The organism is Microcoleus sp. Pol12B4 (assembly GCF_036701385.1).
Lineage (GTDB): Bacteria > Cyanobacteriota > Cyanobacteriia > Cyanobacteriales > Microcoleaceae > Microcoleus.
Map to the genome: position 1 here is coordinate 14,821 of NZ_JAUBQR010000076.1, position 12,215 is coordinate 27,035.

Here is a 12,215-nt window from a genome sequence, read left to right on the forward strand (position 1 = left end):
TCAGTTCCGGGAAGTCCCTAAAAACTTAGATTTTTTAGGATTGTCGATCGATTTTGGACACCGCTCGTCTATCTCCTAACCTGACAAAGGTAAGATACAGTCAGGGTATCGCCTTGTGCAAGGACTATGGCAGGACTCCAAAAATCACTAAACTCGATCCAAACAGTTGCCGACCTAGAATTTCCCGGCGGCCCCATACCGCTTGACTCTCGATTTTATGTTGAACGCTCAGGGGCCGAAGCCCTGGCCTGTGCAGAAATTAGCAAACCCGGAGGCCTTGTTCGCATTAAAGCTCCCAAAAAAATGGGCAAAAGTTCGCTGATGCTGCGGATAATTGACGCGGCAGTCGATCATGGACACGGCACAGTAACTATAGACTTTCAGCAAGCAGACACAGCGGTTTTTGCTAGTTTAGATAAATTTTTGCGCTGGCTTTGTGTCAATGTCGCTCGGCAACTCAAACTCGAACCAAATATTGATGAATTCTGGGATGAAGATATGGGCAGCAAGGTAAGCTGCACTATTTACTTTGAAAACTATTTGCTCGCCCAAATTGACAGTCCTATTGTCTTGGTGATCAACGAAATAAATCGAGTATTTGAACGCACCAATATTGCTCAAGATTTTCTGTCGGTGATCCGTTTTTGGTACGAACAAGCTCGCGCTAGCCCAACTTGGCAAAAACTCCGCACTGTGGTTATTCATTCGACAGCAATTTATATTGATTTGAATGTTAATCAATCTCCATTTAATGTAGGAATGCCGATTAAACTATCAGAATTTACTGTTGAACAAGTTCAAGATTTGGCGTGGAGATACGGACTAAACTGGAGTGATCCCAATCCGATAGAGCAATTAATGAACATGGTAGGCGGGCATCCTTATTTAGTGCATTTAGCGCTGTATCACCTGGCAAGTATGCTCCAAAATCGCCTGTCCGTCGAGCGGGAGGAACCGGGCGAGGAACTAGGGCGAGCCGAGTTGGCAGAACTGTTAACCGCAGCTCCTACTCACAGCGGAATTTATAGCGACTACTTGCAAAATCAGTCGCTCACCATTCAACAGCAGCCCGAGCTTGCCTCCGCCTTCCAACAAGTTGTCGATGCTAAAAATAGCATTCACCTCGAACCTTTGATGGCTTATCAGTTAGACAGCATGGGACTGGTAAAATTAGAGGGAAATAACTGTAGTTTGTCTTGCGAATTATATCGCTTGTATTTTCAAGGACAAAATTTGTGCGAGGACAAGTTGTCTATGGTTGGTTTTGAGGAGTTGCTGCAAGAAAATCAAAGGCTGCAAGCTTTGGTGAATGTGGACGAACTTACTCAAATTGGTAACAGACGATATTTTGATAGTTGCTTGCGAACGGAATGGAAACACATGGCTCGCGATGGGTACCCGATATCTTTAATTTTGTGCGATCTCGATTATTTCAAAATATATAATGATACCTACGGACATCAAGCTGGAGATGATTGTTTGCGATCGGTAGCTCAGACAATTCGCCGATCGCTCCAGCGTCCTGCTGATGTAGCTGCTCGCTACGGGGGCGAGGAATTTGCTGTGATTTTACCTGAAACTGATGCGTCGGCGGCTGTGGCTGTTGCCGAACAAATTAGAGCGAAAGTGAAAGCTTTGAATATTGTTTTCAACCCGCAGAGTCTTGACGGTCTGCCTAATTCTGTGGTAACGATTAGTTTAGGAATTGCCAGCGTTGTTCCGAGCGAGGAAAATGATGCGGTAACACTGCTACTGGCGGCTGATGAGGCTCTTTATGAATCGAAAAGGCAGGGGCGCGATCGGCTCACTATGAGTACGCTTTTAAACTTTGGATTTGCTGCTGTTAATTAGGTAATTCCTGGGAAATATAATTCGTTTCTACACATACAAAGTCCGCCTGCGCGGACTCTAAAAAAAACGATTGTTGAGAACTGGATTTGATATTAATAGCGGGGGACGGTTCGATCGACCACCATTGAGTAAGCATCTATGCCACCAACGATATTTTTAACGTTGGTAAATCCTCGCTCAGTTAACCAATGGCACATTTGAGCCGATCGCACTCCGTGATGGCACAGAACTAAGGTTTCTTTGTCGCGATCGAGTCTAGCGTCAATTTCACCAGACCATTCGGCAAACTCGCTCAGCGGAAAAGCGACAAATCCCGGCAGCGCCGCGAGTTCAATTTCGTGAGGTTCCCGCACATCTACAAGCTGCAATTTCTCAGCATTGGTTTCTGCTAATTGGCGACCTAATTCTTCGACTGTAATTTGAGCAAAAAGTTCTGACATTTGATTAGGAAAAAGTAGTCATCAGTCATTAGTCATTAGTCATCAGTCATTAGTTAACAGTCAACCGTTAACAGTCAACCGTTAACAGTCAACCGTTATTAATTGACGGGCGAAGGTGGTGAAATTAGCTCCACAGGAGGGGTAGGTGCAGGACGCCCGTCCAACTGGCTCACGCTGTCGCTGGGGTCAAGACAAGTGGCGATTAATCGGTCAGTAGGAAAGTCGAGCCTGCCACTCAAACCGACTACGCATTCAGCAAACTGTTGTGGCAATAAACTGCGGCGGCATCCATCGAGCACTAACAGCGGAGCAGCAGGTTGAGTTCGACTTTTGGCGTTAATATTCACTACGCAAGTAGCCAATTCCTTGGGACGCCTCACCCGCCGACAGCTAGAGAGCGCTTCGACACCAGAAATATTGGTTTTGCGGTTGATTTGGAGGGCGCATTTAGATATGTCGCGGGGGTGGAGCGCGTCAGCACAAGCGGCGGCGGCGGCCTCTGCTCCCACTCCGGCGTCGATTAGTTCCAGGGCGCAGACGCGATAGGGATTTCTAGAGCGAGGGATTCTAATCGTGATGGCTGATGCTGGTGAAATTGGCAGTGCTGTTGCCAACAAACCAAGTGCTGCTAGCTGCGTGCCGAAAGCCAAGAGCCAGCGCGCGGTAGGGCTTGAGCCTGTCGGTGCTGGCTTTGGGGAAGAAGTGCGGGAAGAATTGCGGTTGTGCATGGCAGATCGAGTAGTGAGTTTTTTTTGCTGATTGGGGCGATCGAGCGGTCGGCTTTTCCTTGAGAATTTACCGCACATTATGGATCGCGTTGCGGTCGATCGTTTTTTTATCGATCTTTGTTGGAATTTTGACCGTTACACACATATAATATAGAGTCTGCATAAAATTGCATACAGATATTAGAGAGGAAAATAAATGTCTCGATATCGAGGCCCCCGATTGAGAATCGTCCGTCGCCTGAAAGAGTTGCCCGGTCTAACCCGCAAAACTCCCAGACGAGATTATCCGCCTGGACAGCACGGTCAAAACCGCAAAAAGCTCTCTGAGTATGCGGTTCGCTTGCAAGAAAAGCAAAAACTCCGTTTCAATTACGGTGTGACGGAACGCCAACTGCTCCGTTACGTCCGCAAAGCCCGCCGTGTCACGGGCTCCACAGGTCAAGTGTTACTGCAATTTTTGGAAATGCGCTTGGACAATACTGTGTTTCGGATGGGAATGGCTCCAACCATTCCGTCCGCTAGACAATTGGTAAATCACGGTCACATAACTGTCAACGACCGTGAAGTCAATATCGCCAGCTATCAGTGCAAGCCTGGTGATGTGGTTGCTGTGAAAAATAGAGAGCGCTCGCGCACAATGGTAGAAGCTAATCTCAAAGACCCAGGCTTGGCTCACTTGCCGAATCACTTGGAATTTGATAAGCAAAAACTGGTTGGCAAAGTTAACGGCGTTATCGAACGCGAGTGGATTGCTCTACAGATTAACGAACTGCTAGTGGTGGAATACTACTCACGGCAAGCTTAAGTTATTAGTCATCAGTCGTTGGTCATTAGTCATCAGTTGGTTGCTAGCAGAATAATTAATAATTGGGTAGGAACCCAGTTATTGATTAATTGCTACTGAATAATGAGGACTAAGGACTGAGGACTAAGAATTCATAATTTTCTACACTCCCACCCCCTAAAAAGGGATGGGATTTTTTGAAGGTTTCGCTTCAAGTAAAACTAAGCTTTTCTGCTATTTTATTAAATTTTTTAACGGTACTTAAACAATAAACCTCTTGCAAAAGTCTAGACGCGATAATTTTTAGGAAAATGCCAAATGTACCGTTCAGGCGGCAACAAGCGCCCACAAAGCAAAAGCATTACAATAGAGTCAAGTCAAACTTCTGAGTTTGACTCTCAACAGGTTAATTTTTTTAAACTTTTGTAACAATTGCCAATATAGTCGTACAGCAGTTGGCTATCTAATTTATAGTCGGGATGTGGAGGTTATAAGGACTATGAAATACATTAAGTTTCAAAGAATTGCTCTAACCGCGGCTCTGATCGGTGCGATCACAGCCGGTTTTAACAGCACAGTTATGGCACAGCAGGCGTTAGAGTCCACAAAGACTCTTACTGGGAGAATTGATGATTCATCACCTCTTTTTCTTATTCTTGGTAAATCTCATCCTGGAATAGAGCACACCTTTCAAGCTGTAGCAGGTGATAATATTCAAATCACAGCTGTGAGCGAGCAAGGCTCTGCAATTGATATTGTTTTAATGGTGTATCCGCCCAATCAGGCACCTATAGGTCCTTTTAATCTAAACTTAAATGGAGGTACAAAGGAAGTTTTTTCGGAAAACTCTATTGATACTGGAGGGAAGTGGAAAGTTCGTGTAGTTTCTAATAACGATCTACCTGGAAACTACAGCATCACGCTTCTTGTTAAACGCAATGGTGGTGTGGTGGAACCCCAAGACAAGTTGTCTGATGCGGATCAGCTGATGAAAAAACTCGGCTTAACCTCAACAGCTTGCAGTTCTCCTGCTGTCGTCGCAGTCATTGACATTGGAGGTGAAAAAAGATGTACAAGGGGTTGGGATGCGGGAGAGTGGGTTTACAATGCAGAGAAAAATGAGCTAATCCCTAAAAATCCTGCCGATCCCTATATTGCAACGATCAATAGTTGGGGAGCAACTCGTGTCGATTGTAATGCAGGGACTGCTGTGGTTAGGATTGCTTTTGAAAGGGACAAAGTTTACTGTATTGTACCGAGTTCAGAAGTACCGGCGGGGAACTATACCTACGATCGCACAACGGGAGAGATTTTCCCCCTGAATGCTGCTCCCCCAACCCCTAGCGACACTCCAGGGCCAGTCAATACACCGCCTGACGGCGGACCAATATTGTGAGTTGTTGTTACAAGCCGTAAAAAGTTGCGGATTAATTGATAGTAACAACTCGAGAACCTGGGTGCTTTTATTCTATGCTTTCGCTTATTTTATTAGGAAAAAAACATCATGAAATCTCAATCGCTCGCTTCCCTTTCATGTTTAGCAATGGCTGTCGCAGGTATGGTGACGTTAACCAGTGAAGCCCAAGCTCAACGACTTAGACCGACTCCTGGTGGCGGCATCCCAGTAGTGCCTCCTCCTGGTCGTACACGCACAGCAATGACAACTGTTCGTTGTGCAGGTAGAGTAACAGTCGCTGAAAAGAATGGCAAACAATTCCCCGTTATTACATGGGATACAAATTACTTTGGAGATACATATTCTCCTGAAACCCGCTGTGAAATGGTTTCCTCTAAACTGCACAAAGCAGTCATGGCGAATGGAGGAAGTTTTGCAGGAGTACGTTTTCATACTGGAGTTGTCAACGAGGATCTGGTGGTTTGTGTTCTAGGGAGCGGTCAATCTCGGTGCAACTCCGGCAATGTGTTGTTTACCCTCAAGCCAGAAAATCGACCTCGCGTTGGACAAATTCTGCAAGAGTTAACGAATTTTTCAATATCAGGATCGAGTAGTATTACGGAAAAGAGTGGTGAGGGAATACAAGTGGATATGAGTGATTTAGAGCAGGAATTAGGAACTTCCGACCCGGCCTATGCACCTGAGTCTCCACCTCAAGGTGATCCCAGCGATTTCGGGTTGTAAACTCTGATCGTAATCAATCCCCAAAAATTAACCAGAAAGAATCTTTTGTAGGGGCTGTCCTGTAGAGGCATCCCCTACTCTTTTAAACTTGATACTGATTGGCTCACAATGGAGTTATTATCTACCTTAATTGGGTTACAATTATTCGTCGTTAGTCCGGTATTGCGGGAATTGTCAAGGGGTTGGGGGATTCCATTTCCAACTCATCCCCAGAGTTCAATCATTAATACCGCAACCGTTCAACTCTCGGAAACACTAACTTCCCGTTTACCCGCAGTCGGGGTAGCAGTTCCTGAAATTGCTAGACAAGCTACCGTTAGAATCCTAACAGAACCCGGTTTAGGATCGGGTGTAATTATCGATAGGCAAGGACAAACCTATACAGTATTGACTTGCTATCATGTTGTGGAGAATAGCTATTACAACAAATACACGGTTCTTACCTCAGATGGTCAATCCTATCACGCTGAATGGCGACGGTCTGTTCAGTTCGCCAACTTAGATTTAGCCTTAGTTCAGTTTACCAGTAACCAATCTTATCGAGTCGCTACCATAGATTTACAACCCCTTGCACTCGGAGAATTAGTTTATGCCTCTGGATTCCCAAATTGGTATTGGCCTAACCAAAATTCACCTTTAAGTACAAAGGAGTGGGGAAATAAAGCGTACCGTTTAACGGTGGGAAAGGTGGGAATGTTATTGAACCGAACGCTTCCCCAAGGATACCAACTCGGTTACACCAATGAAGTTGAAAATGGCATGAGTGGAGGGCCAGTTTTCAATCAATATGGTCGATTAATTGGCATTAATGGTCGTCTTAAGTATCCGTTACAAGGAATTGATGCGTTTAAATTTGAGGATGGAACAGTTCCTTCAGAAGAGCTATTTCAACAAATGGAAGCCTTAAGTTGGGCGATTCCCATTTCGCGGTTTCAGAAACCAAAAACTCCTCCGGCTTCAGAAACATTATTTTAGAAATCTGAGCAAGAGTTTTTATACAATTAGAATTGATGATATTAACAATTATGATTATATCCCGTCGAAGATCTAGCATTTTATCGATGTTTTTAGCGTTAATTACAGCGCTATGCTTAATTCTATTAAGTTCACCTTCTCAAGCAATTATACCCGATGATATCGATGCGATGTCTTCCCAAACCACAGTTTTAATTGGGAAATCTATAAAAAAAAGTGATGGAGGGCGACAAACATATGATGCCGGTTCGGGTGTGATTGTTGCCCGCAGTGGTAATATTTATTATGCAGTCACCAATACTCACGTTGTTCAACAACCTAACCCTGGAGAGAGTTGGGGGGTTGTGACCTGGGATAAAGAATTTCATCTAGTTCGCGATGTTGGAGATAATATCATTCGATTTGGGAACTATCAGTCTGACGATTTACCCATCGGAGGATTTGACCTCGCCTTAGTCAAATTCACCAGTAATAAGGATTATACAACTGCTGTTATGAGTAATTCTGAACAGATTCAAGTTAATGAGCAAGTTTATCTATCCGGTTGGCCTAGACCAGAAGAAGGGTTTGCTGGTACTGTGCGCGTTTTTAGTCCAGGTAAGTTAGTTAAAGTTGATGATACTCCCTTTTCAAATGGGGGGTATAACATTATGTATGATAACTGGACTAAACCGGGGATGAGTGGCGCTCCAGTTTTTAATCAAAATGGAGAATTAATCGGGATTCATGCTGCTGGAAGAAGAAAAGAGGACAATTACTGCATCGATCGGGAGTTAAATCTTAGTAGTAGTTGTGGGATTCAAGCGGTTTATTTGATTAGTCAAATTGAAGCTAAGCAGATTAGACTAACTTTTAATCCGCCCCCAGTCAATCCTTCGGTAATTTCTAGAGGACGGGCAAATAAAGCTGAGGCAGATGTCATTGAGGATGTGTATAAACTATTTAATCGTGTAGAATCACAACTCAGAGATTGTCCAACCGGAGTCCTTATTGATGAATCTGGATGTGAAAGTTTGTAGTGGTAAAAAAGTAGCGATTTTCCCCTTATCGATTATTTTCTCTAAATCATTGAATGTTACTCAAAAAAAGATTCAATGACAATCCATTGAATTCTCACAACTTTCTACCACTCTCAAAAAAATGAAAAACTTAACCTTACTTCCCAGCAATAACCTCATTTCAGCTTTAGATAGTAATAACAACAGCACACTTGAGACAGGGGGATTAGCAACTTTAACGAATAACCTGAAGTTTGCTCAACAAATTAATAGTCCGGGTCCAGAACCTTTACCTACTTTTACTAGCCGTATTCAAGGAACAAAATTTACCAACGATCTCAATCGTAACGGAATTTTTGATGCGGCAGAGGATCTACCTCAGCCGGGTGTTACCATATTTTTAGATCTGAATAACAACGGTCAACTCGATAGCGGAGAATCACAAACCCAAACAGATAATTTAGGTGGTTATTCCTTCTCAAATTTACCCCCCGCCACCTATACTGTTCAAGAAATTGTTCCCCCAGGTTTCACTCGTGTTACTCGAGTTCAAGGTGTTACTGTCGTTGCTAATGAGACCACTAACTTTGACATTGTTAATCGTCTGGATGTTGCACAGATACCACCAATTGTCACTGGCCGTATTAGTGGAAGAAAATTTAACGATCTCAATCGTAACGGAAGGCCAGACGCGTTATCAGATCAAACTCAGCCGGGTGTTACCATATTTTTAGATCAGAATAACAACGGTCAACTCGATAGCGGAGAATTACAAACTCAAACAGATAGTTTAGGTGGTTATTCCTTCTCAAATTTACCCCCCGCCACCTATACTGTTCAAGAAATTGTTCCCGCAGGTTTCACTCGTATTACTCCAGTTCAAGCTGTTGCTGTCGTTGCTAATCAGACCACTAACTTTGACATTCTTAATGGTTTTAGTTTTGTACCAATACCACCAACTGTCACTGGCAGTATTAGTGGCAGGAAATTTAATGATATCAATGCTAACGGAATTCTTGACGTAGGAGAACCAGGAATTCCAGGATTTACCATTTACATCGATATCAACAGAAACAACACCTTTGATATCAATGAACCCTCAACACTAACAGATGCCACAGGTTCCTATCAGTTCAATGGCTTACAACCCGGTACTTTCACACTTCGGGAAGTCCAACAACCGGGTTTTGTAGCCACTCAGGTTCCTAATCCAGTTACAATTCCTCGTGAACCCGACTTTATAGCCTCTCAGCTTCCTAATCCAGTTACAATTCCTCCTGTTAGGGGTTTCAATGTAGAAAATATTAATTTTGGAAATGCTCGAACAACGCCGCCCATTGGCATTCCTGGGATTTTGGAGTTTAGTAACCCCAGCTATTCAGTGAATGAAGATGGCACAACCAGTCTGGAAGTGATGGTGACTCGAACTGGAGGTAGTTTGGGAACAGTGGATGTAACTGTATTAGCGAGTGACGGCACTGCAAATGCCGGAACAGATTATAATCCTACACCGATTACTGTTTCGTTTATCGATGGGGATACCACACCCAAAACTATCCGAATTCCCATCATTAATGATGCTCTCTTTGAACCCAATGAAACTATTAATGTTTCCTTAGTTAATCCCACAAACGGAGCCACTTTAGGTGTACAGACTGCTGCAACCTTAATAATTAATCGTAGCGATAGTGGTGTCCCCTTAAATATAGATAATGTGGGTAATTTACAAAGTATTGCTAGAGATCCTTTAATTCGAGAATCTGGTTTTGACTTGTCTGCAAATGCTTTGGCAATTGTCAGTGCACAGCAAGGAGGAAGCGGTAATTTTATCGATCCTTTGATTAACCCCGGACAGGTTGCTCGTGGGATTACCTACGATGAAGGACAATCCATTATCATCAATGTAGGCAATGGATTCGATCAAAAATTCAGCTTCCGTTATGCTTCTCCATTTGCCGAGCATCAAGTGACGATTTATGAGGGAGTGAATGGCACAGGAAATGTTTTAGCCTCAGTGCAATTGCCTCGAACAACTGACTCTAATTTAACGCCCGGTGCTTATATTTTAGAAAGCAATTCTTCATCAAATCTGTTGTTTCAAGGGATTGGCAAATCAGTAACTCTAGGAAACCAACCTAATAAACTGGTGATCGGCGATATTACTTTTGGCTAAAGTCATTCTATTGTTTATCCTTGGAAAACTCACTTGGGGAACGCTCTGTTCCCCTTGAGTGTATGCGTAACCCCTTAATTACGTCCTCTTTGAGAGGGAATAATAACATTTGTTCGGTCAAAACTGGGAGGTAAAATTGGTTGTCCAGGACGCAACTGACCTGCTTCATTTTGTCGGTTAAACTCTACTTTTTGTAAAGAATCTACCGTTGTAGCCACTCCACCTGTCCCACTCAGGGGGTCGGCAGTTCCCCCTAAAGCATCATTTAAAAATGTCTCCCTGAATCCCCTTCTTCTTCTTGCTTCTGGATCTTGTGTTTCTTCAAAAAAAGTAGGTCGGGTACGTCGAGATTGAGCAATAGTTTTAGTTTCTGAACTGGAGTGAGACGAGTTTAAACTTTCTGCTTGGCTATGTGAAGGAAAAAATCCTATTCCTCCTATGCTCAGAATGACAATAGCCAGGCATGGATTCAGAAATTTTGAGTTTGGTAAATACTGATTCACGATTTTAATCTCCAAAACTTGTGTTCAATTGAGGACAAACTGTTTAGAACAGAAATGTTGTTCTGAGGACACCCATAAAAATTGTGTTATTATCAGCATTATGTTCAGGAGCCGTAATAACAAAGAAACCCGGAGTAACAAAAATGTTATCAGATACACTCCAGCGATAAAATGTCTCAAAGTGTAGAGATGTATTTCGATCGGTTCCGTTGGGTAAATCCCGACCTGCAACTAATTTTGGGGGTTGACCAATGATGAAAGCCAATAAGTCTCCCTCACGACCAAAGGGATCGGAAATCCCCACAGAAGCCGCGTAAGTTGTTGTATTAGCATAGGCATTGCTATTAAGGAAGTTCCCCATTGTAACACCTCCCCATGCCCCCAAGGTAACTTGACGATTGATCCGCCATTGAAACGATGCACCTAGAGCATTAATCTGTATGGGTTTCTCCAAACCGCCAGAAGTATCGGCATTTAAGCTACCTGTAAAGGTATCTAGGCTGCCATTGGCAGAGTAGGCGTTAATGTAAGTTAGACCTGCTAAAGTATTGCCAGAGGGTTTAATTAAAAACTGAACTCCCAATGTACTGTGATCGGAGCCACTGATACCTTGATTAGGCTCGCTGCTGTTTCTTGTTCCATAGGCAACTTGCAATCGCAGCCAATCTGTTACTAACCAATCGGCACCTGCTCCTGCATCTAAGCTACCGATTTTAAAGAGAGGACTGGCTTCACCAAATCGAGAAATAGCTCCCCGTCCTGTATCAAAGTAGGGAGAATTCGCGGTAAGTACGTTGCTAAGACTGAAGCCTACAGGTCTAGCCGTAAAGACTACGCGATTGTTAAATGCAGGAAATCTGTATTCTAATACGTCTAAGGCGATTCGGTTATTGGTATCAGTCTGAGAAGATAGCAGGGCCATGTCACCAAATCCTGGTTTCTCAAATGTTCCGGCATAGCCTCGATTGGCCGAGTTTCCACTAACTAAGCCAATTCTTAAGCGATCTAAACCACTAAAAGAAGAGACGGTTCCCACACGCACCAAATTATTAAAAACGGGTTGGTTATTACTTTGGTCTCCAGGGGGGTCGCCTCCTGTTGCTGTGGCTAACTCAAAAATGGCTTCTCCTCCCAAAACTGTAGTTGTGGAGAATCGGTTAGCTTCGAGTTCAGCAGTACGAGCTTCTAAAGTATCAACCCGACCTCGTAAGGTAGCTAGTTCTGCGGCAAACTCTTCTTGCAGTCGCTGTAAAACGGCTAAGTCTTCCTGGGTTATCTTATCGACAGCAGATTCAGAAATTAATTCATTGACTCGTTGCAAGCAAGCATTCAAACCGGCAGCAAACTCGTAACGAGTCAAGGCTCGATTCCCTCTATAAGTGCCATCGGGATATCCACTAATACAAACGTAGCGTTCAACTAAAGATTGTAAGGCTTGAAACGCCCAATCCGTAGGCTGTACGTCGGACAGTTGGGAAACAGATGTCACCTGACCTTGAACTTTTACAAAGTCATCTTTAACATCCTGAGGCTGTACGTCGGACGCTTGGGAAACAGATGTCACCTGACCTTGAACTTTTACAAAGTCATCTTTAACATCCTGAGGCTGTACGTCGGACGCTT

Annotated in this window: 11 protein-coding genes; 7 read left to right on the forward strand and 4 right to left on the reverse strand. The window is 43.7% G+C overall.

Features of this window, described 5'->3' with window-relative positions; translation table 11 throughout:
- Nucleotides 1–126: 126 nt before the first annotated feature.
- Nucleotides 127–1,851 carry an AAA-like domain-containing protein gene (locus QUA38_RS12935; protein ID WP_333162324.1) on the forward strand — a complete coding sequence of 575 codons (1,725 nt, stop codon included), beginning with the start codon at nt 127–129 and terminating at the stop codon, nt 1,849–1,851.
- 92 nt (nt 1,852–1,943) lie between these two features.
- Here QUA38_RS12935 and QUA38_RS12940 read toward each other — a convergent pair whose 3' ends face one another.
- On the reverse strand, nt 1,944–2,291 hold the full coding sequence (locus tag QUA38_RS12940; RefSeq protein ID WP_333162326.1) for a rhodanese-like domain-containing protein: 348 nt from the start codon (nt 2,289–2,291) through the stop codon (nt 1,944–1,946).
- Nucleotides 2,292–2,389: 98 nt separating this feature from the next.
- Nucleotides 2,390–3,097: a hypothetical protein gene (locus QUA38_RS12945; protein ID WP_333162328.1), complete on the reverse strand. Its 708-nt coding sequence runs from the start codon at nt 3,095–3,097 to the stop codon at nt 2,390–2,392.
- A gap of 118 nt (nt 3,098–3,215) precedes the next feature.
- Between QUA38_RS12945 and rpsD the strand changes: the two genes are divergently transcribed.
- From rpsD to QUA38_RS12975, 6 genes are all read left to right on the forward strand, one after another.
- On the forward strand, nt 3,216–3,824 hold the full coding sequence (gene rpsD, locus QUA38_RS12950; RefSeq protein WP_172190738.1) for a 30S ribosomal protein S4: 609 nt from the start codon (nt 3,216–3,218) through the stop codon (nt 3,822–3,824).
- A gap of 478 nt (nt 3,825–4,302) precedes the next feature.
- Nucleotides 4,303–5,199, forward strand: a complete 897-nt coding sequence (locus QUA38_RS12955; protein WP_333162330.1) for a hypothetical protein — start codon at nt 4,303–4,305, stop codon at nt 5,197–5,199.
- A gap of 108 nt (nt 5,200–5,307) precedes the next feature.
- The gene (locus QUA38_RS12960; RefSeq protein ID WP_333040411.1) at nt 5,308–5,943 is read left to right on the forward strand and encodes a COP23 domain-containing protein; all 636 of its coding nucleotides are present in this window, start codon (nt 5,308–5,310) and stop codon (nt 5,941–5,943) included.
- Nucleotides 5,944–6,051: 108 nt separating this feature from the next.
- Nucleotides 6,052–6,918: a serine protease gene (locus QUA38_RS12965; RefSeq protein ID WP_333162332.1), complete on the forward strand. Its 867-nt coding sequence runs from the start codon at nt 6,052–6,054 to the stop codon at nt 6,916–6,918.
- A gap of 86 nt (nt 6,919–7,004) precedes the next feature.
- Nucleotides 7,005–7,937, forward strand: coding sequence for a serine protease (locus QUA38_RS12970; protein ID WP_333162334.1), 933 nt, complete (start codon nt 7,005–7,007; stop codon nt 7,935–7,937).
- A gap of 121 nt (nt 7,938–8,058) precedes the next feature.
- Nucleotides 8,059–10,089, forward strand: a complete 2,031-nt coding sequence (locus QUA38_RS12975) for an SdrD B-like domain-containing protein (RefSeq protein ID WP_333162336.1) — start codon at nt 8,059–8,061, stop codon at nt 10,087–10,089.
- A 74-nt stretch (nt 10,090–10,163) separates the two neighbouring features.
- Here QUA38_RS12975 and QUA38_RS12980 read toward each other — a convergent pair whose 3' ends face one another.
- Entirely contained in the window at nt 10,164–10,592 is a 429-nt protein-coding gene (locus tag QUA38_RS12980) for a hypothetical protein (protein WP_333162338.1), read from the reverse strand.
- 43 nt (nt 10,593–10,635) lie between these two features.
- Nucleotides 10,636–12,156, reverse strand: a complete 1,521-nt coding sequence (locus QUA38_RS12985; protein ID WP_333162342.1) for an iron uptake porin — start codon at nt 12,154–12,156, stop codon at nt 10,636–10,638.
- Between the last annotated feature and the right edge of the window lie 59 nt (nt 12,157–12,215).